Source organism: Hirschia baltica ATCC 49814 (assembly GCF_000023785.1).
GTDB classification, from domain to species: domain Bacteria; phylum Pseudomonadota; class Alphaproteobacteria; order Caulobacterales; family Hyphomonadaceae; genus Hirschia; species Hirschia baltica.
On record NC_012982.1, the window covers coordinates 1,887,155 to 1,909,714 of the forward strand.

A 22,560-nucleotide genomic window follows, 5' to 3' on the forward strand; every position below is an offset into this window, starting at 1 on the left:
TAATTAGGCTTCGCTTGTTGCACTTTGTGAGTTATTCATAATATGTGTCTTTAAGAGCACGGTTTCGAATAAAAAAGAAGCAGTAGAGCAGAGTACGATTACAAAATGGGCGAATTTTGATGGCGGATGAAGTTAAAGCTCAAGCCAGAGCACTTTTTGATCGGGTTTTTCCTGAACGTCAAATTTATCACCGTAGTGGTGGTTCAGTAAGATACGTATCCGTATCTCCCTTCCAGCAAGCGTTGTTTGCTGGTGGTGCGACCCTTGTGGCAGGTTGGTGCGTATTTGCATCTGTCAACACTCTCCTCCAAGGGCCGACGAATACTTTTCAAACGAACGCCGATGAACGCAAAATAGCAAAAATTGAACGCTGGCTCCAAGCTTCACAAGCACGCGAAGCAGCAGCCCTTTCTCTTCTGGAAGAAAAAACAATAGCATTTACGAATGCGACCTCTGAATTTGAACGTCGACACGCTACCTTAAAGACTCTGCTAGGTGCCCTAAAGGGACATGAAAGCAATGAAGGAGAGTTGGCTTTAAACGGTACAGACGGAAAAATTCTTTTAAATTCTACAATTGAAGAAGCGGATGCACGCACATCACGTCCATCAAAAGGTATCACAGCCAGCTTAGAAGTTGCCGGATTTAGAGCACAAATAGATAGTCTTCGGGCTGAACAAGCCGCCTTCCTTGATGATGCTGAAGACAGGGCCGTAGAACGCGCAGAGCGCATGCGCGGTGTGTTGAGGCTAACAGGTGTTGGCGTTGGTCGCGTTGTTGATCAGTCCAACACATTTGCTGGTGGCCCTCTTCACGAAGTCGAACCGACAAATTTTTCATCAGTAGATCTTCAGAGTGAAGGTGAAGATTTTTCGCTTCGTGTGAGAGAAGTAAAGACAAGATTGGCTGAAGCTCAGTTTTTCGAAGATCTAATTCTAGCAATGCCTTTAGGTGCACCGGTCGGTGTGTCTTTTCGTGAAACATCTGGTTACGGAAAAAGACGAGATCCATTTACGGGTCGTTTAGCTTGGCACTCTGGATTAGACATGGGCGCATTTAGAAATGCACCTGTAACAGCGACTGCTCCTGGTAAAGTTGTTTTCGCCGGAAGAAAAGCCGGATATGGGCGCGCGGTAGAGGTTGATCACGGGTTTGGTTTTATGACTCGTTACGGACATCTTGCCAGCATCAATGTAAAAAAAGGTGATTCCGTCATACTTGGTCAAAAGGTTGGTGGTATGGGTACAACAGGTAGATCTACTGGAGTACACCTTCACTATGAAGTACACTTCCGTGGTAAAACGTATGATCCAATTAAATTTCTAAGGGCCGGAAAACATGTTCACCAAGGGTAAAACACCAGATAACACGACTCCAGTTGGCAATAAGCCGACAGCACCGTCAGTTTCTGTGCCGGAGCAAGCCAAACGCGCTCCTTCATCCCCCAATAGAGCAGCACCTTCTATCATCAGTGCTGATGTTAAGATGAAGGGATCCATTGTATCGCAAGGCGAAGTTCAAGTTGATGGCAACATTGAAGGCGACATTCGCGCATCTTCCCTCACTATTGGTAATACAGGTGCTGTATCAGGCGAAGTTATCGCAGAAACAGTTATTGTGCGCGGTTCTGTTAAAGGACAAGTGCGCGGCAAAAAAGTTCAACTTTGCACAGGTGCGAAAGTAGAAGGCGACATCACTCACGCATCTCTGTCCATTGAGCCAAACGCAATCTTTGAAGGCCAAGTGCGCCACTCCCAAGATCCCCTCAATGATGCTCCACGTCCAGCAGCAGCTGCACCGGAATCGCCCAAAGTATAAATTTTTTTAAATTGGCTCAAAATTTAAAAGGTGCGCGATCTTAGATTGTGCACCTTTTTTATTGTGACATCCAAATCATGTCGATAGAACCAAAATCCACTATAATTTGGAAACATTACTCTTTCTTGTTTGCCACTCATACCGTGTGGCAAATTTTGAATAGGCAGCAATTTTCAGGTAAAAGACACTTATTTAACAACGTGATGGTGCCCGAGGGCGGAATCGAACCACCGACACGAGGATTTTCAATCCTCTGCTCTACCCCTGAGCTACTCGGGCACGAACACCAACAACGTTGTTGAAGCGCGATGTATAATCAAGTGATTATCGTATGTCTACGGTAAATTTCAATTATCTTTCATCATCCTGTGAAGAAGTGAAAGAAGGTGCGTTTTCCTCTACATCCAATCCGCTCCCAGGGATGACATAACTACCCTGCATCCAATGATGCAGGTCCACATCAGCACACCGTTTCGAACAAAATGGCTCAAAGCCTTTAGTGTCAAAACTTCTTTCACAGTTAGTACAAATTTTCTGACTCATTTCTGCGGCCCTATCTTAAATTCACTCTTTTCGAGTGTCGCATCCTCTACAATTTCGAATCTCTTCCCGATACGCTCCACCAAACGCTTTGACCATTCGATAGAAGAGGCTTGCAGCCACCTATGAATACGCTGAGATACGTTACAAAGGAAAAACGCCCCACGGCTCCCAGTGGCTTGGCGTTCCAACTCTCGAAGAAACCTCAAAGCATACCATTCCCCATTGTCTAAGCTTGCTACAATGTGAGGTATAGGAGAGAATGTATGAGCTATATTCACCTCCAAAATGCCAAATTGAGAAAGCCGTGCCAGCTGACTTTTACGTCCTAAGTATTTTGAAAGCGCCCCCTCAAAAGCGGACGGAACTTGAATCGCATGCTCCTTTGTAGTCATTTTTAAAAAATCAATGACAACCAAACCCGCTAGAGAAGATAGGGATAACTTATTTGCTATAGCGTCAGCTGCCAGCAAATTTGTCTCGACGGCAAATTGAGACCTATTACCTTTATTAATCCTATTTCCTGCATCAACATCAACGGAAATTAGAGCACGTGTTGGCTCTACATAAATGCATCCGCCGCCAATTAGGTTACATTTAGTCTGTAAAGCTTCATCTATAGCTTCAAGTGCTATGTCAGCTGCTTCCTCACCCTCAATGACCCCAGCTACATCCACGCCGATATAAAACGGGTCTTCAGCAGCCTCAATTAGAAATCCGACGTCTGAAGATTGAAGTTTTATGTTGCTTGCGCGGTTATCAAGAACAGAAACTGCACTTTTTTCAAATCTCGCTTCAGATTTTATTTTTACATCTACAAGCGCTCCATTGGGAGGTGCAGTTTTATTGATTTGAAGGAAGGTCGGTTGTTTTAAACCAATATCAACAAGGCATCCGCGCGCGCCAGGTTCTTTATTTAGCACACGCCCACGCCAAATCTGCCCGAGCTCTGCGCGTTTATTGCGTGTGCTCCAAGGGTCTAAATGAAGCCGTACAAGCCTACCTTGCATATCTGCCAGCACGCGTACCCGTAGGCCTATATGGTCACATACATATTCGCTAACTTTAAGCTTATCAGGCCCCGGCATAATAACACACCTATTTTGCGTGTTTAGTTATATATCCCATACCCTCTAGCATAGAATTGGTTTCATATAGCGGCAACCCAACAATTGATGAGTATGAACCTGATACGTTGATTACAAACGCAGCAGCAAGGCCCTGAATAGCATAGCCGCCAGCTTTACCCTGCCATTCTAGGCTCTCTATATATCGGCTTTGCTCTGTTTGCGATAACCGTTTAAAGCTAACCCTCGTTTCAATCACTTTGGTTGACTGTTTTCCATCAGGTGATGCGATACTCAAACCGGTAAACACACGGTGAGTACGCCCTGAAAGCAATTTAAGACAAGCCTTAGCTTCTTCCAAATTTTCGGTTTTGGGTAGTATTCTGCGTCCCACAGATACGACAGTATCAGCGGCCAATACAAAAGCTGGCTCCTTTAGCATTCCCAAAACTTCCCTGCATTTTTCATGTGCAAGTCGTTTTGCTAATGGACGCGGTAATTCACCTTCCAACGGAGTTTCATCCAAATCAGCAGGTTGAATAATATCTGGATGAATACAAATCTGATTCAATAAGTCACGACGCCGCGGACTTGCACTCGCGAGCACAAGCCTTTGCGGCAGGTTAGACGTCTGAATATCAGGCGTATTGTCCGTCACAGAATGTTATTTAAAACGGTAAGTTATACGACCTTTAGTCAGGTCATATGGTGTCATCTCCACAAGCACTTTGTCGCCTGTTAGGACACGAATACGGTTCTTACGCATCTTACCCGCAGTGTGGGCAATGATTTCGTGGTCGTTTTCCAATTTCACACGGAAAGTTGCATTCGGTAGCAATTCCACAATCGTTCCGGAAAATTCCAATAATTCTTCTTTCGCCATATACTCCTCGATCGGCTACGCGAATTACAGTTTAATTCGCATTCTATATTTAGGGTCTTATAATCAGAAATTCATCTATTTAGCGAATCTATCTTTAATCTTCGCTAGCAATTGATCCCTAACTTCACGATACGCTTCCATTTTACGGTCTCGCGAACCCGTTGTTGAAGTAGCGTCGTATGTCGGCCAGAACTCAATGTCCACTGATTCTGTGCGAGTTTCTTCAATTGCAAAAAGATGTGCTTCCTCTGAAAGCGCAATAATCAGATCAAAACTACCCTCATTCATGTCTGATAATGCTCTAGGGGAATGATGTGAAACATCAATTCCAACCTCTTTCATCGCAGCAATAACAAACACATCAGGCTCACCGCCCATATGAACTCCCGCAGATTGAACATATTTCTGACGCCCACAAATACCTTTTAATAGTGCTTCAGCCATAATCGAACGCACAGCATTGTAAGTACAAACAAACAAAACGGACTGAATGTCCGCATCACTAGCCATTACACGGGACCACCCTTTTGGTGCAAAGCGCAAATTAATGTAAATAAACGACGAGATGTATCAAAATCGAGTACAACTTTGCCTTCAAGTCTTTGGGATAACAACTCAGACCCCTCATTATGAAGGCTGCGTCGTCCCATATCAATTGCCTCTATTCTCAATGGTGATGAAGAACGAATTGCATCATGATAACTTTGGCAAATCTGAAAATAATCTTTGATAATCCGCTTAAACGGCATCAAAGACATAATAAACTTCATTTCTTCTGCACTAGGGTTGCGAATGGCAAACACCAGTTTTTGATCCATCAAGGAAAGAGTGACATCATAAGGACCTGAAGGATCAACACCCTCAACCTTGAAGTAGTTATTTTCAATCAAATCGAAAATAGCGACCCGCCGCTCATGCTCTGCGTCTGGGCCAGCAGCTGATAAAGTTTCATCGTCTAAGTGAATAGACGCTATTTTATTTTTTTCATCCATTATCTCGCTCGCTATCAATTCTTGCGAATAGACACAGAATTTGCGTGTGCCGGCAAGCCTTCAGCAATAGCTAAAGTTTCAGCAGCTTCCGACAAAGCAGCAAAAGCTTCAACACTTATCCGCTGAATCGATGTTCTTTTCATGAAATCAAGGGATGAAAGCCCTGAAGAAAACCGCGCAGCACCAGAAGTTGGCAATACGTGATTCGAGCCAGTCACATAATCTCCCAATGCCTCGGGACCATACCGGCCTACAAACATTGCACCCGCATGACGTACCGAATCAACAAGCTCTTCAGGATCATCAACTGCAAACTCAACATGTTCCGGCGCAATAATATCAACAAGCTGAGCCGCTCTATCCATTGGAGCGATTACGATAGCACCATGATTTTCCCAAGCTGTTGTTGCTGTTGCTTGGGTGGAAAGGGATTCCAACTGCTCTTTTACAGCAATTTCGACCTTTTCGGCAAAACCTTGATCCGATGTAATCAAAATAGATTGTGCAGCCGGATCATGCTCACATTGAGAGAGAAGGTCGGCTGCAATCCAAGCCGGATCGTTTTTACCATCAGCAACGACAGTGATCTCTGACGGACCAGCGATTGTATCAATACCGACGTCTCCAAACACAATTCTTTTTGCTGCTGCAACAAATGCATTTCCGGGACCCACAATCTTATCAACCGGCAAAAGCGGACCTGCGCCATAGGCTAGGGCCGCAACTGCTTGAGCACCGCCGATAGGATAAAATTCGGTTATTCCAACGGTCAGCGCAGCATACGCAACGGCTGGATTTAAGTTTCCCTCTGGTGCAGGCGCAACCATCACCATGCGCTTCACACCAGCAACTTTTGCTGGGATCGCATTCATCAAGACTGAACTGGGATAACTTGCCCGCCCGCCAGGCACGTATAAGCCAACTGCATCAATCGGCCCCCAACGCCACGCCATATCAACGCCGTCATCATCAACAAAGCGGTGATCTGAAGGCATCTGTTGAGCATGATAGTATTCGATACGTTTGGCAGCAAACTTTATGGCTGCTTTCACATTTTCAGGACATTTTGAGGCAAGTGCTTCCAAATCAACTTGAGAACTTGCTAGCGTTGAAACATTCAGATCCAATTTATCAAATTTAGTTGTGTATTCAACAACGGCTACTGCACCTCTGTTTTTTACATCTTCAACGATATTCGCCGCGACAGATACATCCAAAGAACCGCCGCCGCGTGGTTCTTTCATGAAGGCTTTAAAACCGTCAAAATCTGTAGCGTTTTCTAGTATATTAAATCGGCGAGCCATTATGTCTTAGCTTTCTTAGCGGCAATCTTGTGTTTAGGCTTCTTCAATGTCGGCCATGAGGTATCAGAGTCTATTAAAGATAAGTCGACACATTCAACTTCCAACTCTATTTCAACATTATTTGCAAACTGCAAATTAACGACACCATTTGGTTGCTCTTCTTCACCTTTAAAAACAATTGCCAACAAAGAAATGACTGCATCAGACGATTGTTGAGGTAGATTACGCGCTCTCACATTCAAAACACCATATACAGCCAACAATGAACGTGTTCGAAAATACGGCTTTTTTGAATTGGGCAACTCCCAATTAAAGCGGTTCATTTCAATAGAAAAGCGATGAAGTTTCTTTTCAAAAGACAGGTCGCTCACCTTTGCAACCCCATCCTGTGAGATGGAAGAAATGATTTCAACACCTTCAGCATCCTCGGCATATAACCTAAGAGGTGATGGTTTTTTCATCGTGCTTTCCCGTTCATATGCTCAGCTAATGGCTACGATTCTTAATACGTTTATGACCGTCTTGATAAGTGATCTATTCTACAGCCCGAACAACCTTACCGCCACAAGCTTCCAATTTTTCTTCAAGTCGCTCAAACCCTCTATCCAGATGGTAAACCCGACTAACAGTCGTTTCTCCATCTGCCACCAGCCCAGCAATGACCAATGACACAGACGCACGCAAATCAGTTGCCATAACAGGGGCAGCTTTTAGCTTCTCCACACCTGTCACAACCGCTTCATTACCCTTCACCTGAATCTTTGCTCCTAAACGCGACAATTCCGGTACATGCATAAAACGATTTTCAAAAATGTTCTCTGTAATGGTAGAAACCCCATCAGCAGTGCTCATCAAAGCCATAAACTGAGCTTGCAAATCTGTCGGAAATCCGGGGTGAGGTGCCGTCACAACATTTACAGGCTTTAACCGCCCTTCACCGCGTTTGATTCTCAAGCCTTCAGCTTCAGGTTTTGCTGAAACGCCCGCTTTCTCAAGGTGCTCAATCATAGCCGCAAGCCCCTCTACGGGAGCATCTTTCAATAAGACATCACCACCTGTAGCCGCCACAGCCATGGCATAAGTACCCGCTTCGATACGGTCAGCCATAACAAGGTGCTTGTGCCCATGAAGCTTTTCCACGCCTTCAATTGTAATCGTGCTTGTTCCTGCACCAGACACATTTGCGCCCATTGCATTCAAACAAGCAGCAAGATCTTGAATCTCCGGTTCACACGCTGCGTTTTTTATCCGTGTTGTGCCTTTTGCCAAAGTTGCCGCCAACATAGTATGCTCTGTTGCACCAACTGAAGGGAAAGGAAGTTCAATATCTGCGCCTTTAAGCCCGCGGATCGCCGCTGCCTTGACATATCCTTGTTCAATAACGAGATCCGCGCCCATAGCCTCAAAAGCTTTTAAGTGTAAATCAACCGGTCTTGCACCAATCGCACACCCACCAGGCAAGGACACAGTTGCATGTCCCTCACGCGCCAGAAGCGGCCCCAAAACATTAAAACTCGCACGCATTTTACGCACCTGCTCATAAGGCGCGATCGTAGTTTTTAATGTGGCAGCGTTGAGATGACAGGTATTCTCGCCCTTGGGCCAATACACTTCGACACCTAATGACGCCAATAATTCAGATAAAAAACGCGTATCCGCCAAATTTGGCATCCGAGACAAAACCAATGGTTCATCAGTCAAAAGACATGCTGCCATTAGTTTAAGCGCTGAATTTTTGGCTCCTGAGATGACTATCTCACCATTTAAGGGGCCATTTCCGGTAATTACTAATTTGTCCATAGGGGACGAAAGCCTAGATTAAAGGCGCAAACAAGGCGCAGTTTGGGAATTTTATTCTTCGTGATTTTCCGAGGTAGGCGGAGAATCAGTTTGAACACTCTTTTTTTTCTTCTTTACCGCTTTTCGACGTCGAAGGTTAGCGCGCAATGCTGCTGACAACCGCTCTTCTCGCGTTTCTTTAGGGTATTTTTTTGTCGGTTTTTCAATTTTATCGGTCATGATTGAACCCTCATAGCCATCTTAGGTCTTTTCTTCAATGACTAGATCGGCTATGCGGATCCCTCGCTGCGGCTATTTTGGCTGCATTCGCGATATTTGCCGTCGTAGCTCAGTGGTAGAGCGCATCCTTGGTAAGGCTGAGGTCGGGAGTTCAATTCTCCCCGACGGCACCATTAAACCTCCTAATTTATTGATCTTGATGCTCCTATTGATAAGGGCACCCTTTCTATTTCAAGATAGATTTAATCACAGATGATCCAATCTATTGAGATAGTATCGGAGCACCACTCCAACGACAATTTCACTTGCTCAAAATTAGAATGATTGTTCTGATTTGGTTGACACAACGCCTTCAATAAGACCAACTATTAAAATTGAAACATATTGAGGGACGCGCAATGAAGCTCACAGTAAATGGCGAACCTTTCGAATTTGAAGTCGAACCCGACATGCCATTGCTTTGGGTATTGAGGGATGAATTAGATATTACTGGCCCCAAATACGGATGCGGTATCGCTCAATGTGGTGCCTGCACCGTGCATATTGATGGGATGGCTGTTCGCTCGTGCAGTATTCCTGTCGGACAAATCGATGGAAGCCACATCACAACGATTGAAGGCTTAAGATCACCTAATGCTTTGCATATCGTGCAACAGGCTTGGATTGATCATCAAGTCGCGCAATGTGGATACTGCCAGTCAGGCCAAATCATGTCTGCCGTGAGCCTACTTGAATCCATTCCAAACCCTACGGATGACCAAATCGATCAGGGGATGTCCGCAAACCTATGTCGCTGCGGAACATATCCAAGAATTCGTGAGGCCATTAAAACCGCCGCAGCCAAACTAAATGGTGCTTGATATGAGCAAAGCATCCAAAATAGTGCGTCGTACATTCTTGGCTGGGTCGATGGCTATATCTGGCGGAATTGCATTTGGATATTACGCGGTCAAAAAACCCCACGATAATCCCCTATTGGATGACATTGAACCAGATGAAGCCAGCTTCAATCCTTGGATCAAAATATCTCCTGATAAAATCACGCTCATCACACCCCACCCTGATATCGGTCAAGGCGCAGTGTCCATGCAAGCAGCATTGATGGCCGAAGAGATGGATTTAGAGTTTGGCCAATTCGAAACTAGCTTTGGCGCAACAAGTCCCGCCTATTATAATACAGCAATGGGTCCAGAGCTCTTCCCAGCTCTCGCCACAGACACTAGCTTCGTGAGAGACAAACTCGGTGATTTTGGCAATTCAGTTTTCAAACTTATGGGACAACAAATAACAGGCGGCTCCTCGTCCACATCTGACAGTTTCCACAAACTAAGATTAGCCGGCGCAATTGCTCGCGAAACACTTAAAAAAGCAGCTTCGAAAACCACCGGCATTCCCGTATCGCAACTCAAAACCCAAAGCGGAAACGTCATTCTCCCTGATGGCACTCAACTTAAATATATTGAACTAGCCACCTCCGCTGCTTCCATAAAACCAGTCACGAATGTTCAATTACGTCCTGCATCGCAATGGCGGCTCATTGGAAAACCGATGAAGCGTCTGGATATTGTTGCAAAATCCACCGGCCAACAAAATTACGGAATAGACCTAAAAAAAGATGCAATGGTTCACGCCACGGTTAAAACCAATCCACGTAAAGGCGGTCTTTTACATAGCTTTGACGCACAAAAAGCAAAGATTATGCGCGGCGTTATCGACATCTTTGAGATCAAAGGCGGGGTGGCGATCATTGCAGATAATACGTGGAGCGCTTTCCAAGCTGCCGACGCCGTAAGATGCGAATGGGGGCCAGCCCCTTATCCATCCAATCAAGCTGAACATTGGAAAGAATTAGAAGCCAGTTTTACACCCGAACGCTTAGATAAAGTTTGGCGAGACGACGGAAATACGCAGGCTTCTATAGCTAATTCAGAAACAGTCTTCCAAGCAGAATACAAAGCGCCCTACGCAGCACATGCACCACTAGAGCCTCTTGGCGCGCTCATAGAGGTCAGTGATGATCGCGCCGATATTTGGGTATCCCACCAAATACCCGCCGCTGTTGAAAAAATGGTCGCAAGCATTACCGGCCACAAGCCAGAAAATGTATACATCCACAATCAGTATTGCGGAGGAAGTTTTGGCCATCGTTTAGAGTTTGATAACATTCTACAAGCCGCCGAAATCGCAAATAAAATGCGCGGCACACCTGTAAAACTAACCTATTCCCGCGAAGAAGATATGCTGCATGATTACACCCGCCAAATAGCAATGGCGCGTGGTAAGGGTGTAATTTCCAACGGTAAAATCGAAACCCTCGATCTATCATGTGCGTCCGTTTCAGCCGTGAGATCTCAAAGCAAAAGAATGGGAATGCCTATTCCTGGCCCAGATTCCCAAATCGCTTCAGGTATGTGGAACCTAACTTATGATATTCCAAACTATCGAATGCGTGGATATGCAGTGCCAGATGGCATCTTAGCACCCACAAGCTCGTGGCGATCTGTTGGCGCTGCAACAGGTGGTTTCTTTGCTGATTGCTTCATAGATGAGCTCATCCACGAAGCTGGTTTAGACCCGCTTGAAGCTCGTATAATTATGACAAAACATGATGTATCTCGCAAAGTGCTCGAAGCGGTCGCCGACATGTCAAATTGGGGAAGCCCAATGGCACCAAATCAAGGACGGGGCGTCGCTTTCGTCGAATCCTTTGGCGTACCCGTGGCGCAAATTGTTGAAGTGACTAACACTACAGACGGTATAAAAATCGACAAAGTCTTTGTTGCAGCTGATGTTGGGAAAATCATAGACCCAATAAATTTCGATAATCATGTGAAGGGCGGTGTGGTCTGGGGGCTTGGGCACGCCATGAATGCTGAAATCACCTATTGGGACGGCATGGCCGAACAAACAAATTATCACATGCATGCCGGCATGCGCATGCATCAATGTCCTGAGATAATCGTAAGGGGTTTGGAAAATGGCCCAGTTGTCAAAGGTATTGGTGAGCCAACAGTGCCCGTCGCACCACCTGCCTTAGCAAACGCTATTTTTGCAGCGACTGGAAAACGTATTCGCGAAATGCCCTTCAACAAACATATCGACTTCATATAGAGGGCAAACCCGATGATTAAATCTATTGCGATTATGATGATTGTCGCGTTTTCCAGCTTAGCCGCATTAGCACAAGAAAAAACGCAAAATGACGGCTTGAAGGTTTGGGCACAAATATACGAAGTCTTCTCTCATCCACGCTGTGCCAATTGTCATGTTGGAGAAAACAACAGACCAAAATGGTCAGGGCCATCGTACGAAAAAGCATACAACCTCCCAAAAGGAGGTAACATGTATCATGCAATGTATATCAATGCAGGGAAAGACCGCACTGGTGCAACAACCACGCCCTGTGCCACATGCCATCAGCACCGGAATGATACCAAACCACATTCACCACCAGGGAGTGACGTTTGGTTATTGCCGCCAGTTGAAATGGAATGGTTTGGCAAGAGCTCAAGCTATATTTGCCAACAAATTCAAGATCCAGAAAGAAACGGTAATCGCACTTTAGCTGAAATTTCAAAGCATATAGAACATGATGAACTTGTGCATTGGGGGTGGAACCCAGGTCCTGGGCGTCAACCCGCACCTTATTCAAGCCGTGAAGTAGCTAGATTTATTAAAACCTGGGAAAGTGCTGGCGCACCCTGCCCAATTGAAAACGCAAATGATATTTCCACCTATCTTGAAACTCCCAAGCAAGCACAAGAATAAAAGGATATTCCAGTGACAAAGCATTTGCCCATCATCGCTGCCTCAATAATAGGTTTGCTTTTCAGCGTTATCCTTCAAGAAACAATGTTAGGAATATTTATTTTTGCTGCACTGGGAGCATTGGGTGGGTATTTGGCAACCAGAATGCCCAAAGGAAGCGAACGCATTTATTGGATCTTTGTATTGGCAACGCTTGGATTATGGATAGCCTCCTTTTCATTTCTAAACCTAAGCGGCATTTGGCTCATCTTACCCATGCCAATCACTTTGGGTTATTTCTCTGCGCGGTTGATCAGCCGTTTGACTGGTGACTATCAGAAGCTTTCTTCGGTAAAATAGGGACACCAGTCTCATCGCATAAGACCATTGACAATAAATCCCAAAACACACCAACTTAACCTGCATTTTTGCAGGTGAGGAAGTTTTGATGAATTGGGATGATTTAAAGCTCTTACTTCTTGTTAGCAGATACCCCATTCTAACCGAGGCAAGTCAAAAACTCGGACAAGACGCCACTACCATTAGTCGACGTCTTAAAAAGCTTGAAACTGAAATTGGTCTGACTTTATTTGAACGCACAAGACGAGGTCATATTCTCACCCCCGAAGCTCTGGAAATAGCGGCTCAAGCCGAAGCAATGGAACAATCCATTTTAAGCATAGCGACCTACGCTCAGACAGAGCAACAAATTGCTGGTCATGTGCGATTAGCAACCACTGAGGGCTTAGGCACTTATTTCATTGCACCCGAAATCGCCAACTTCACACAACTACATCCAAATATTGCGCTCGATCTTATCGCTATCCCTGGATATGCAAACATATCCAAAAGGGAAGCTGATTTAGCTATCGTTTTAACACGCCCCCAAAAAGGACGACTTAAAGTCAGAAAGCTCACCGATTATCAACTGGCCCTGTACTCAACACAAAAATATCTGGATGAATTTTCCAACATAAAATCTAAATCTGATCTCAGCGGTCACACACTTATCGGATATATGGATGAGTTATTATACTCAGACGAGTTGAATTATTATCAAGAAATTTTTCCAGACTTAAAACCCAGTCTTTGCAGTCCCAGCATTGTCGCCCAATTACAAATGACGCGCTCCGGTGCCGGAATTTCCATCCTCCCTCGTTTCATGGCAGAGAAGCATCCAGACCTTGTCCGTATCCTTCCAAATGAAATCAACATTACGCGATCATTCTGGCTCACGACACATCAGGATGCACATTCGCTTGCGCGTATTCAGGCAGTAAGCGAGTTTCTGGTAAAACTCGTGACAGAAAAACACTCAATTTTATCTAGCTGAGATCAGGTCCACAAAAGATTGACAGCCAGCACACAAAAAGCCCTCATCAATCAGACACGCAAACACCACCAACACTGTACGGCATCGACAATAAATACACAATTTCTAGGCACCGAAGCGATATGGCATCATCTGAAGCAAAGCCCCTTCCAATCATCATAGCCCATAGAGGCGCTAGCGGATATCGCCCCGAGCACACCCTAGAATCTTATAAATTGGCTATTGAAATGGGGGCAGACTTTATCGAACCCGATCTAGTTATGACAAAAGATGGTGTTTTAATCGCACGCCACGAAAACGAGATAAGCACAACAACGAATGTCACCGATCATCCAGAATTTGCTTCCCGCAAAACAATCAAAACCATTGAAGGGGAAATTCACACAGGCTGGTTTACGGAAGACTTCACTTTAGCAGAATTAAAAACATTGAAAGCCAAAGAACGTCTACCCGATTTGAGACCGAAAAACACGTTATTTGACAACAAGTTAGATATATTAACGCTTGAAGAAATTATTGTATTTGCACGCCAACAGAGCAATCTAAATAAGCGTAAAATTGGCCTCTATATTGAGCTAAAACACCCCACATATTTCAATGATATTGGCCTACCAATGGAAGATAGCTTTCTAGCTATATTAGAAAAGAATGACCTAAATTCGCAAACTCCAGACCTGCCGGTTTTTATTCAATGTTTTTGGCCGCATACCTTACAAAAGATCCGTGACAAAACACCTCTTCCTTTGATTTTACTGCTTGCGACCACCCCGCCAGATCATTCAGTTTTAGAAACTCTAAATATTTCCAAATGGGAAGAGACATTTGAGCCTAACCATTTGAAATTTATATCCAATTTCTGTGATGGTATTGGACCAGATTTAAGCTTGGTATTTCCGGCGACGACAGACACCACTCAGCCAACTGAGTCAAAACTCATTCAAAATGCACATGCTGCAAATCTTAAAGTCCATGTTTGGACACTTCGCGCAGAAAACGCTATGCTGCCTCATAAATATCGGATCGGACCGGAAGGCGATGCAAGTAATGCCACCAGCTTTGGGAATCTTGTCGACCTAACACAAGACTTAGTAAGTGCTGGCATTGATGGTTTTTTCACCGATCATACAGACATCGTTTTTAAGGCTTTGAAGAGTTTTTCAACATCTTCAAAGCCTTAAGTTAGTTTGTATTTAAAGTCTATAAAGTCAATAACTTATAGTGCTTGAGCCGAATTATCCAGCTTGCAATTTTTTAACAAAGTCAGCGGCACGTTCTTGAACATTTTTCGCCTGTCCACTCATACGAACGGCTTCCTCTGCAATCTGCGTTGAGGCCCCTTTCGTCATACGCGCAATTTCTGAAACTGAGGTAATGCTTGAAGACACACTACTTGCTGCGACAGCAGCTTGCTCAACACTGTGAGCGATTTCCCGTGTCGTTGCTGTTTGTTCTTCCATTGCTGTAGATATAGATGTCGAAATCTCATCCAGATCCGCAACAACTTTACTTACCACATTTATTGAACCAACCACATTATGTGTTGCTTCCCTAACTTGTGCGATCTGGCGTGAAACGTCTTCTGTCGCATTAGCAGTTTGCGATGCCAAGTTTTTAACTTCACTTGCAACAACAGCAAACCCCTTACCCATATCACCCGCACGTGCAGCTTCTATAGTTGCATTTAGCGCCAGCAAATTAGTTTGCTCAGCAATGTCGGAGATCAAACTAACTACAGATTCAATGTTTCCAACAATCTCAGTCAGGCTTTCTAATTCACCTGTCACTCGACTATTTGCAAGTGAGCCTTCTTGAGCAGTCGAAGCTGCTTTTGTGACTTGAAAAGCAATCTCTTGAATCGTTGCAGACATTTCTTCAGCAGCACCAGCAACGGTAGTAATATTCTGAGAAGAAATCTCCGTGGCACCGCTTACTTCATACGCACTGCTATCAGTCTTTTGAGCACCAGCTGTCACTTCTTCTGTCATAGCTTGCAAATTGGTAATGGCTTGGGAAATATCTCCGATGGAACCCATTACTTGCTGCTCAAACGCAGTCACGACTTCCTGCAGTATTTTCCGTCTTTCTTCCTCAGCTCTGGCAGCAGCGGCTTGCTGTTCTTTTTCCATTTCTTGGGTTTTCACCAGATTGATCTGGAACACACTCAAAGCTTTAGACAAATCTCCAATCTCGTCGCCACGAGAATTGTAGGGAATGTTTACATTCAAATCCCCACTGGCCAACATTTTAGTTGTATCACTGATACGAGACAATGGCCGTGAAAGCATACGGTGAAACATGAAACCCATACCAACAGACGCCAACAATGTGGCCAGAGTTGCAATTATCACAACCAGATAAATTGACTGAAGGTTTGCATCGCTTCGACTTGCAGACGCTTCGGCTTTTTCAGACAAGCCTGCCAAAACAGCTCCCATGGCCACATGCGTATCTTCAAGTATCCGGCGTCCTTCACCTTCACCCTCTCTCGCTCTCGCCAAATCAATTGTCTCGGGACGGTTCATCAAATTGATTTGATTTCCCATCCAATCATAAGCAAATTTTTTCCAGCTTGTATGAGCTTCATTTAGGGAATCGACAAGTTCAGGAGAGTGCTGTTGAAGCTGTTCAATTGAGAGATTAAACCCCATATTGAGTTCGTCTCTAGCAGCCTCAAAACTTTTTTGCGCATCTGCATCAGAAGTTAAAAGAAAACTATCACCTACGAAAGCATGATTGTTTAATTCTCGCTCAAACCCAAACAGCGTATCTAGTGAAACTCTTAGATCACGAATGCTGTTATTTTCTTCTTTTGCTGCATTAACATTGACAATGTTTGCTCCACCAGCAACAGCGCATATTGACGCCAACACCATAAAGGCAGCTGACGTTTTTTGGGTAACACTCATTTTACTAATCATCTCAAATAAGTCCCAATTCTTTTCTACGCTTTAATTCTGTTAAGTTGATTTCGACAGTTGCTGCGCCGATCGCATTTCCATCATGATCCAATGTAAGGTTCACTTGCGCCGACCAAATTCCACGCTGGGAATTGAATTCTGGTTCATCTATGAATAGTTCGCCAATGCCAACATCAAATGTTTTCTGAACCTTAGCTTCATCCCCCTGCCAATAATCAGATGTTATCGAACTTTGACCAACATTCAGCCCGTTAGCATCCATAACGAAAATCTCATTATATAGCCCACCAGAGGCAGCCTGAACTCTGAGCAAATATGATGAGACCGGGCTACCAAGCGCAGTTGCAATTAGGGGCTGCTCTCCAGAACTAACTTTCTCTTCTCGCCACTTCTTATCCAACTCAAGAATTTCTGCTTCAGAAATTCCTTCCCTACGCCGGTTCGCAGCATTTACTGAGATTTGGACAACATCATTCTGTAAGAACTCACGAATATCTCCAACGACCTCATCATCTATTAAACTTGTTGCGATTTGACCATTCTCTTGTGCATTTGCAGCCCCTATTGCTCCCATCGGCATTAGAGTTAATGCAATGACAGAAGCGCCTAACCATCGAAGACCATTCAAATTTTTCATTATTAGATTCTTTTCAATCAAAATATTTCTATTTGTGCGCGCAACAGAATAGAATCTGCACTGTCATCGCCATAAACTGGGCTGTCTTTGAATTCTGAGTGAGAATAATTTAGCATAACCCTGAAAAAATTATCGCGGTACCAAGTTGCTCCCGCGACATAAGTGTCTTGCTTCCCACCTTGTGTGAAACCATCACTAAGGTCGGCGACATCATAACGTGCTGATACAGCAAACGCACCTCGTCCACCTTTACCAACTGGGTTCTCAACAAAATCTCGTTTAAATAAACCATTTTTGTAATTACGGTGTCCGCCCCACATATAACTAGCATCAAGATAATACGCACTCATGGTGGGATCATCGTCACATGAAGCATCGTGACAATTGACGCTTGTCAGACCATATTCAGTTTGAAATGAAAGTCCGCCTTTTACGAAAGCACCTTCCACTCCAGTAAATACATCACTCTCTGAAATGGACGGTGTTTTAATCGTTTTAGCTGCACTCGCCGCATACGGTTTTTGAGAAAAACTAAATGGAGCATCGTCCGCTCCCGTTTTTCTATAACGAGATGAAACACCTAAATGCAGGACACTATCTTCTCCAGCCGGCTCAGCTGAATAAGTTGCACGCCCTGATACTGACAACAAATCTTGATCAGATGTAACATTTGCATCTGGTCCAAAAACACCACCACTGAATGTTAGTGAACCGTGTTTCTTGTAAGCAGCAACTCCCAATGAACGGCTAATCCCGTTTATCTTCGCAATTGAACTACCTTCCATAAAGGTCGTTGAGTATAAAGATGAGCTTTGCTCTAATCCGTTCGGAACTTTAAAATTCCCAACCCGAACTGTTGTATCACCTTTAATCTCGACAAAGAGATCCTTTACCTTGATGTCATCGCCAGCAAAATCCACATTGCTGCTAAAATTGTAGTTGCCATAGCTACCTTTAACATCGACGCGGAATAGTCTTAAATCTACGCCGTCAACCTCGTTGTCACCAGCAACTTCAACGTTTTCATAATCCAGAAAAGCATGTGCACCGAGAGAAACCTTAACTTCTTCTGACACTGCAGTACCTGCGCACAAGCCAGTAAAAAGTCCTAATTTTATAACGTCATACATCTGAACGCGCATTTTAATCCTAACACTACAATTTCATCTGAATGCTAAAATCTACGCGTATGCTTAAAAGCGAGTTAACATTTGCTGTCTGCAATTGAATCTCAAACTGCACACAGGCCAAAAATTAACCTTTGGTTTTGTTCAACGTTTCGAATTTTCTGTATTTACAAAGAACTAAAGGCTTACAAAACCGGTCAAATTATTAACCAAAACACATACAGTAAACCATAAAATACAAAGAGCATTGGCAAAATTGGAGCGGATTGATCTGCCTATCTGCAAGAAACACAGCTCGAAAATCACAATATCAAATAAGAATTATGAACAGAAAGCCTTCATTCTCAACTGGTGAGCGGTAACGGTCGCGAACCGCTGACCCTCTCGGTGTAAACGACCAGTTAATTAAACAAAAACAAAGACTTAATCAAAAACGTTGACACTTTATTGATAAAAATAGACCAGAACATAACCAGAAACTGTCAACGGTACACACACACAATCTCCCCTTGAAATGGCGCTAATATTACCCACTCGACGCTTGACAGTTTTCTCCGCAGAAAATGTGGCTCAAAACCACTTAGTTTCTTTTGTATGAGCTTTAAATTTGTGCTCCAGCTCAACCATATAATTGATAGATGAAGCCTGCCCCTTCTGCAGCAACCTTCGTACTTTGATCACAACCCGGAACGACAGAAATCGGGTGGAGACATCAGCCTTCGCCCTTAATTATCCTTCAAAAGCTAAAATTATTCGCCCTGTTGTGAATAGTGCCAATGTTCTACAGGTCAGAAATCAAGCGTTTGGGTGAGGTCTTAAAGCAGATCAAACAACCTCAATATGAGACCTCTGCAAAGTAAATGAAGGTCGGTAAGCAACGGACAATTTATACACCCAAAAGAAGGAATACATTAATGCTTCAGTGACATTTCAGTGTTGCACGAAAAAGGACATTTTATCTTTCTCTCAACATAGTCTATCGCCGGGGTTACCTGAGCCTTTAAAAAGGTCCGCCAGAAATAAGTAGAATTTGCCTCAACATATGGAGACAAAAAAATGCACCAATCACGTTTCATTGGGTTGAGGCGACCGTGGCCAAAGGCTGCTTAAGCGCCGATACGAAATAATAGGGATACTTACAGAATAAGAAAGCGGGGTTCTGACTAAAGGGGTATGCTGCAAACATTGTGTAGGCATAGCTTCCTTCTATAAATGGAAAACCAAATTTGGAGGCATGGAAGTCTCGGATGCAAGCAAGCTAAAATCTCTTGATGATGAGAACTCAAGGCTGAAAAAGTTCTTTACTGAAACCGTGCTCGACAACGGAATGCTGCGAGATGTGAATTCAAAAAAGTGTTGACTCCGGCACCAGAACAATAGGCTATTGCGCATCTTTGTCAGATACATAAAAAATAACGCAGTGGTTAGAAAACAAACCATGAGAGGTGGCGTGTAATGTTCTCAATATCAATGGTTCTAATGTATAAAATAAATCGATTCGCATTGATGATAATGCTTTGCGAATTAATAATGAAGGAAATTGCCTCTGAACTTTGTCGTTTTGGATACAGACGTGCGCACGTCACGTTTCAGCGCCAAGGTTGGTATGTGAACCAGAAAATGATCTGACGGCTGTATATGGAAGAAAGACTTCAAATCCGAAAGCTTGGTGGCCCTAAAAGAACCTTATGGACAAAAAAAGGCCATTCATCTTACCTAAACATGTGATTGAACTTTGGAGGCTCCATTTTGTCTGTTGCATTTACCCATGGACTCCGCTTCCATATTCTTGCCGCCATTGATGATATTATAGTCGTGAGTGCCAACCACTCATAGCTGATACGTCTCTATCGGGAGATTGCATCGCTTAAAAACTCAATACGATCTTCACACAATTGCTTTCACCATTGTATCCGAAATGAAGAGCACTGTCATTTAGAAATCATGTCAGGACACGCAGATAAATTGGCAGTGTATTGCGTTAGGCAAGCCAATATTGTGGCAATTGAAAAACATAAAACGCATTACGCCATCCTTCTCTAAAATGATGACCGTAAGTCACAAGCATTCAGGCATTCAGGCATTCAGGCATTCAGGCATTCAGGCATTCAGGCATTCAGGCATTCAGGCATTCAGAGAATGAACTCATAAAATCTCAATGATGTAAGAGAAATGTCGCAACTCAGCTTGAACGTATGATATACTCTACCTTTTACGTTGTATCAATGAAAATAGAACAGCAATTAATACATCCCAACTAAACAGAGGAGCAGAAATTAGAGTTCTTTTCCATAACCTTCTAGGTTCTTTCACCAACCTTGGTAACCATTCTAGGCCTATCTTTTGGAAAAAAGGGCTAGATCTTTCAACTTTTCCTGCGTAGAAGTCAAAGACTGCTCCGATAGCACCAGTAAAATTAACATTAATTCTACCAGATACAGCATAGATCCATTTTTCTTGTTTAGGTGCACTCATTCCTACCCAGAGAACATCGGCGTTGGCGTTGTTTATTTTGTCGACCATTTGGTTAACGTCTCTTTCCGAGAACTTTTCTTTAAAAGGTGGCGAATACAGGCCAACAAGATTAACAGAAGGAAAGTCCAACTGGATGTTATTTTTAATAATTTCAAGTGTTTCTGCTGTGCTTCCAAGAAAAAAAACTGAACCACCACGCCCGTTCAAGTCGCACATCACATTCTCAAACACATCGAACCCAGTAATACGTTCAGGTAAGGGAGCTCCCAAAAGGCGACTCGCCAAGATAATTCCTATTCCATCAGGTATTAACCAGTCTGCAGACTTAAGAGCTGTCTCAAAATTTTCATCATTTTTAGCAACCACATATGAATGAGGGTTAATACATGCAAGCCATTTATTCTTTTTGTTTTCCGATTGGACAACATTTAGTAAATTGTTAAAAAACTCTTTCTTAGTACTATTTTCAATTTGATAATTTAGTATTTCGTGGGTGCAAGCGCGGCTCATTTTCGACTCCGTCTTTTTTCAATAGCGGATTTATAAATATTCATTAAAATATTGTGATTGGTCGTTTCACTAAAATTTTGTTCAAAAGCGCGAATAGAAGCTGCTGCTCTTTCAATCATTTGCTTTTTATCGCTTAATGCACTTTGGACCATTTCGACCAAGCTTTTACTATTACCCGGCTCGAATACAACACCGTTAGCTAATTCCGCTATTGTCGGTAAAGGCCCTATATTTGAAACTGCTATTGGGGTACCTAATGCCAGAGCTTCTCTCACTACCATTGGGAACCCCTCAAACCATATTGAAGGAAGTATCAACAGCCGGGAATTGCCAATTATTTTTTCAGCCTCACTGCTATCCATTTTTCCTAAAAAAGAAATATTATTTATTCCTTTTGTATTTTTCTCTAACTTACTCTTCAACGGCCCGTCCCCTAAAACCTCCAAATATGGTGCATCAGGTCCCCATTCTTTCCAGGCTTCGATCAGAATATCGATTCCTTTTTCTTCACTTATTCTACCCGCAAAAACTACTGAATTTTTCCGTTTGCTATATGGAATTCTATCGGGAGTACCAGGAAAAAAATTTGGTTTTACCTGTATAAAATTAGGGTCGATACCACCTTTCGATATTAAATTTTTCTGAAATTCACTTAAAGCAACAAATGAATCTATAGCTCTATTCCAGGTCCCTATTGATCTATGCAGCGATATCTTTGCCGCAATAGGCAAGGTCGCAAAGCCGCTCCCCCTATAACAGCCATGTTGCACCGAAGAAAAAACGCTTTTTTTATCTATACAGTTTGTACAGACTACTCCGTTTCTCATGGGAATTGCAGCAGAACAAAAAAGACGATAGTTATGCAACGTTAAAACCCGCGCCACATCTCCTGCGGCATAGAAAATTGATGGCGAGATAATAGGAAAAGTATTGTGAGCATGCACAATGTCAGGTTTAAATTTTTTTACGATCCGACGAACGCGATCGTAGGTCATTGGATTCCACGGTGTCATAATAGCACCTGTGATATTACCGAGAACGCCTAATTTTCTCAAGTTATCACTATGAGTAGTATATGTTTGAACTTCATGCCCGTTTTTCTCAAGCATTGCTTTTTCTAAAAGAAAAGCACGGTTTTCTCCAGAAGGAGCTTCAGACCCATAAAAATTATGTATAAGTAAAATTCTCAT

24 protein-coding genes and 2 tRNA genes are annotated in these 22,560 nt (G+C 43.5%); 10 read left to right on the plus strand and 16 right to left on the minus strand.

Annotated features, from left to right (window positions below):
- Window positions 1–119: 119 nt before the first annotated feature.
- Window positions 120–1,355: a M23 family metallopeptidase gene (locus HBAL_RS08825; RefSeq protein WP_015827599.1), complete on the plus strand. Its 1,236-nt coding sequence runs from the start codon at window positions 120–122 to the stop codon at window positions 1,353–1,355.
- Complete coding sequence (locus HBAL_RS08830) at window positions 1,339–1,818, plus strand: bactofilin family protein (RefSeq protein WP_015827600.1); 480 nt, start codon at window positions 1,339–1,341, stop codon at window positions 1,816–1,818. Before HBAL_RS08825 ends, HBAL_RS08830 begins: the two co-directional genes overlap by 17 nt.
- A 204-nt stretch (window positions 1,819–2,022) precedes the next feature.
- Here HBAL_RS08830 and HBAL_RS08835 read toward each other — a convergent pair.
- The 11 genes from HBAL_RS08835 to HBAL_RS16830 form a co-directional block, all read right to left on the minus strand.
- Window positions 2,023–2,097: transfer RNA gene (locus HBAL_RS08835), tRNA-Phe, on the minus strand.
- Window positions 2,098–2,169: 72 nt separating this feature from the next.
- The gene (locus tag HBAL_RS16600; RefSeq protein WP_015827601.1) at window positions 2,170–2,361 is read right to left on the minus strand and encodes a DNA gyrase inhibitor YacG; all 192 of its coding nucleotides are present in this window, start codon (window positions 2,359–2,361) and stop codon (window positions 2,170–2,172) included.
- Window positions 2,358–3,446: a ribonuclease E/G gene (locus HBAL_RS08840; RefSeq protein WP_015827602.1), complete on the minus strand. Its 1,089-nt coding sequence runs from the start codon at window positions 3,444–3,446 to the stop codon at window positions 2,358–2,360. Before HBAL_RS08840 ends, HBAL_RS16600 begins: the two co-directional genes overlap by 4 nt.
- 10 nt (window positions 3,447–3,456) lie before the next feature.
- Window positions 3,457–4,083, minus strand: a complete 627-nt coding sequence (locus HBAL_RS08845; protein ID WP_015827603.1) for a Maf family nucleotide pyrophosphatase — start codon at window positions 4,081–4,083, stop codon at window positions 3,457–3,459.
- A gap of 6 nt (window positions 4,084–4,089) precedes the next feature.
- Window positions 4,090–4,308: a translation initiation factor IF-1 gene (gene infA / locus HBAL_RS08850; protein WP_015827604.1), complete on the minus strand. Its 219-nt coding sequence runs from the start codon at window positions 4,306–4,308 to the stop codon at window positions 4,090–4,092.
- Window positions 4,309–4,383: 75 nt separating this feature from the next.
- Window positions 4,384–4,818 carry a protein-tyrosine-phosphatase gene (locus tag HBAL_RS08855; protein WP_015827605.1) on the minus strand — a complete coding sequence of 145 codons (435 nt, stop codon included), beginning with the start codon at window positions 4,816–4,818 and terminating at the stop codon, window positions 4,384–4,386.
- Window positions 4,818–5,300, minus strand: a complete 483-nt coding sequence (locus tag HBAL_RS08860) for a UPF0262 family protein (protein WP_015827606.1) — start codon at window positions 5,298–5,300, stop codon at window positions 4,818–4,820. The genes HBAL_RS08855 and HBAL_RS08860 overlap by 1 nt, the downstream gene beginning before the upstream one ends.
- A gap of 14 nt (window positions 5,301–5,314) precedes the next feature.
- Window positions 5,315–6,604 carry a histidinol dehydrogenase gene (hisD, locus tag HBAL_RS08865; RefSeq protein WP_015827607.1) on the minus strand — a complete coding sequence of 430 codons (1,290 nt, stop codon included), beginning with the start codon at window positions 6,602–6,604 and terminating at the stop codon, window positions 5,315–5,317.
- Window positions 6,604–7,065: a DUF2948 family protein gene (locus tag HBAL_RS08870; RefSeq protein ID WP_015827608.1), complete on the minus strand. Its 462-nt coding sequence runs from the start codon at window positions 7,063–7,065 to the stop codon at window positions 6,604–6,606. Before HBAL_RS08870 ends, hisD begins: the two co-directional genes overlap by 1 nt.
- Window positions 7,066–7,138: 73 nt before the next feature.
- The gene (gene murA, locus HBAL_RS08875) at window positions 7,139–8,404 is read right to left on the minus strand and encodes a UDP-N-acetylglucosamine 1-carboxyvinyltransferase (protein ID WP_015827609.1); all 1,266 of its coding nucleotides are present in this window, start codon (window positions 8,402–8,404) and stop codon (window positions 7,139–7,141) included.
- A gap of 51 nt (window positions 8,405–8,455) precedes the next feature.
- On the minus strand, window positions 8,456–8,623 hold the full coding sequence (locus HBAL_RS16830; protein ID WP_015827610.1) for a hypothetical protein: 168 nt from the start codon (window positions 8,621–8,623) through the stop codon (window positions 8,456–8,458).
- A gap of 98 nt (window positions 8,624–8,721) precedes the next feature.
- Between HBAL_RS16830 and HBAL_RS08880 the strand changes: the two genes are divergently transcribed.
- The 7 genes from HBAL_RS08880 (at window position 8,722) to HBAL_RS08910 (ending at window position 14,881) form a co-directional block, all read left to right on the plus strand.
- Window positions 8,722–8,796 (plus strand) — tRNA-Thr (locus HBAL_RS08880).
- A gap of 225 nt (window positions 8,797–9,021) precedes the next feature.
- Window positions 9,022–9,483 carry a (2Fe-2S)-binding protein gene (locus HBAL_RS08885; RefSeq protein ID WP_015827611.1) on the plus strand — a complete coding sequence of 154 codons (462 nt, stop codon included), beginning with the start codon at window positions 9,022–9,024 and terminating at the stop codon, window positions 9,481–9,483.
- A 1-nt stretch (window position 9,484) separates the two neighbouring features.
- Window positions 9,485–11,734, plus strand: coding sequence for a xanthine dehydrogenase family protein molybdopterin-binding subunit (locus HBAL_RS08890; protein ID WP_015827612.1), 2,250 nt, complete (start codon window positions 9,485–9,487; stop codon window positions 11,732–11,734).
- Window positions 11,735–11,746: 12 nt separating this feature from the next.
- Window positions 11,747–12,391, plus strand: a complete 645-nt coding sequence (locus tag HBAL_RS08895) for a hypothetical protein (RefSeq protein WP_015827613.1) — start codon at window positions 11,747–11,749, stop codon at window positions 12,389–12,391.
- 12 nt (window positions 12,392–12,403) lie between these two features.
- Complete coding sequence (locus HBAL_RS08900; RefSeq protein ID WP_015827614.1) at window positions 12,404–12,730, plus strand: hypothetical protein; 327 nt, start codon at window positions 12,404–12,406, stop codon at window positions 12,728–12,730.
- 88 nt (window positions 12,731–12,818) lie between these two features.
- Window positions 12,819–13,703 (plus strand): LysR family transcriptional regulator, encoded by an 885-nt coding sequence (locus HBAL_RS08905; RefSeq protein ID WP_015827615.1) that lies wholly within the window; start codon window positions 12,819–12,821, stop codon window positions 13,701–13,703.
- 122 nt (window positions 13,704–13,825) lie between these two features.
- A complete protein-coding gene (locus tag HBAL_RS08910) occupies window positions 13,826–14,881 on the plus strand; it encodes a glycerophosphodiester phosphodiesterase family protein (protein ID WP_015827616.1) in 1,056 nt (351 codons plus the stop codon).
- A gap of 54 nt (window positions 14,882–14,935) precedes the next feature.
- Here the strand turns inward: HBAL_RS08910 and HBAL_RS08915 are convergent, their stop codons facing one another.
- Genes HBAL_RS08915 through HBAL_RS08925 form a run of 3 tightly spaced genes read right to left on the minus strand, consistent with a single transcriptional unit; the run spans window position 14,936 to window position 18,400 of the window.
- Window positions 14,936–16,609 carry a methyl-accepting chemotaxis protein gene (locus HBAL_RS08915; RefSeq protein ID WP_159098034.1) on the minus strand — a complete coding sequence of 558 codons (1,674 nt, stop codon included), beginning with the start codon at window positions 16,607–16,609 and terminating at the stop codon, window positions 14,936–14,938.
- 13 nt (window positions 16,610–16,622) lie between these two features.
- Window positions 16,623–17,258 (minus strand): hypothetical protein, encoded by a 636-nt coding sequence (locus tag HBAL_RS08920; RefSeq protein ID WP_015827618.1) that lies wholly within the window; start codon window positions 17,256–17,258, stop codon window positions 16,623–16,625.
- 17 nt (window positions 17,259–17,275) lie between these two features.
- Window positions 17,276–18,400, minus strand: a complete 1,125-nt coding sequence (locus HBAL_RS08925) for an OprO/OprP family phosphate-selective porin (protein ID WP_015827619.1) — start codon at window positions 18,398–18,400, stop codon at window positions 17,276–17,278.
- A gap of 1,144 nt (window positions 18,401–19,544) precedes the next feature.
- Here HBAL_RS08925 and HBAL_RS17040 point away from each other — a divergent pair.
- Complete coding sequence (locus tag HBAL_RS17040; protein WP_083773119.1) at window positions 19,545–19,745, plus strand: transposase; 201 nt, start codon at window positions 19,545–19,547, stop codon at window positions 19,743–19,745.
- A gap of 845 nt (window positions 19,746–20,590) precedes the next feature.
- Here HBAL_RS17040 and HBAL_RS08935 read toward each other — a convergent pair.
- Together HBAL_RS08935 and HBAL_RS08940 are read right to left on the minus strand one after the other, a co-directional pair.
- Entirely contained in the window at window positions 20,591–21,370 is a 780-nt protein-coding gene (locus tag HBAL_RS08935; protein ID WP_015827620.1) for a WecB/TagA/CpsF family glycosyltransferase, read from the minus strand.
- Complete coding sequence (locus HBAL_RS08940; RefSeq protein WP_015827621.1) at window positions 21,367–22,560, minus strand: glycosyltransferase family 4 protein; 1,194 nt, start codon at window positions 22,558–22,560, stop codon at window positions 21,367–21,369. The genes HBAL_RS08935 and HBAL_RS08940 overlap by 4 nt, the downstream gene beginning before the upstream one ends.

What these genes read in the sequence shown, in the direction of transcription:
- HBAL_RS08825 (WP_015827599.1), top strand. Translation starts at nt 120, where the DNA reads ATGGCGGATGAAGTTAAAGCTCAAGCCAGAGCACTTTTTGATCGGGTT.
- HBAL_RS08830 (WP_015827600.1), top strand. Translation starts at nt 1,339, where the DNA reads ATGTTCACCAAGGGTAAAACACCAGATAACACGACTCCAGTTGGCAAT.
- HBAL_RS16600 (WP_015827601.1), bottom strand. Translation starts at nt 2,361, where the DNA reads ATGAGTCAGAAAATTTGTACTAACTGTGAAAGAAGTTTTGACACTAAA.
- HBAL_RS08840 (WP_015827602.1), bottom strand. Translation starts at nt 3,446, where the DNA reads ATGCCGGGGCCTGATAAGCTTAAAGTTAGCGAATATGTATGTGACCAT.
- infA (WP_015827604.1), bottom strand. Translation starts at nt 4,308, where the DNA reads ATGGCGAAAGAAGAATTATTGGAATTTTCCGGAACGATTGTGGAATTG.
- HBAL_RS08855 (WP_015827605.1), bottom strand. Translation starts at nt 4,818, where the DNA reads ATGGCTAGTGATGCGGACATTCAGTCCGTTTTGTTTGTTTGTACTTAC.
- HBAL_RS08860 (WP_015827606.1), bottom strand. Translation starts at nt 5,300, where the DNA reads ATGGATGAAAAAAATAAAATAGCGTCTATTCACTTAGACGATGAAACT.
- hisD (WP_015827607.1), bottom strand. Translation starts at nt 6,604, where the DNA reads ATGGCTCGCCGATTTAATATACTAGAAAACGCTACAGATTTTGACGGT.
- HBAL_RS08870 (WP_015827608.1), bottom strand. Translation starts at nt 7,065, where the DNA reads ATGAAAAAACCATCACCTCTTAGGTTATATGCCGAGGATGCTGAAGGT.
- murA (WP_015827609.1), bottom strand. Translation starts at nt 8,404, where the DNA reads ATGGACAAATTAGTAATTACCGGAAATGGCCCCTTAAATGGTGAGATA.
- HBAL_RS16830 (WP_015827610.1), bottom strand. Translation starts at nt 8,623, where the DNA reads ATGACCGATAAAATTGAAAAACCGACAAAAAAATACCCTAAAGAAACG.
- HBAL_RS08885 (WP_015827611.1), top strand. Translation starts at nt 9,022, where the DNA reads ATGAAGCTCACAGTAAATGGCGAACCTTTCGAATTTGAAGTCGAACCC.
- HBAL_RS08890 (WP_015827612.1), top strand. Translation starts at nt 9,485, where the DNA reads ATGAGCAAAGCATCCAAAATAGTGCGTCGTACATTCTTGGCTGGGTCG.
- HBAL_RS08895 (WP_015827613.1), top strand. Translation starts at nt 11,747, where the DNA reads ATGATTAAATCTATTGCGATTATGATGATTGTCGCGTTTTCCAGCTTA.
- HBAL_RS08905 (WP_015827615.1), top strand. Translation starts at nt 12,819, where the DNA reads ATGAATTGGGATGATTTAAAGCTCTTACTTCTTGTTAGCAGATACCCC.
- HBAL_RS08910 (WP_015827616.1), top strand. Translation starts at nt 13,826, where the DNA reads ATGGCATCATCTGAAGCAAAGCCCCTTCCAATCATCATAGCCCATAGA.
- HBAL_RS08915 (WP_159098034.1), bottom strand. Translation starts at nt 16,609, where the DNA reads ATGAGTGTTACCCAAAAAACGTCAGCTGCCTTTATGGTGTTGGCGTCA.
- HBAL_RS08920 (WP_015827618.1), bottom strand. Translation starts at nt 17,258, where the DNA reads ATGAAAAATTTGAATGGTCTTCGATGGTTAGGCGCTTCTGTCATTGCA.
- HBAL_RS08925 (WP_015827619.1), bottom strand. Translation starts at nt 18,400, where the DNA reads ATGCGCGTTCAGATGTATGACGTTATAAAATTAGGACTTTTTACTGGC.
- HBAL_RS08935 (WP_015827620.1), bottom strand. Translation starts at nt 21,370, where the DNA reads ATGAGCCGCGCTTGCACCCACGAAATACTAAATTATCAAATTGAAAAT.
- HBAL_RS08940 (WP_015827621.1), bottom strand. Translation starts at nt 22,560, where the DNA reads ATGAGAATTTTACTTATACATAATTTTTATGGGTCTGAAGCTCCTTCT.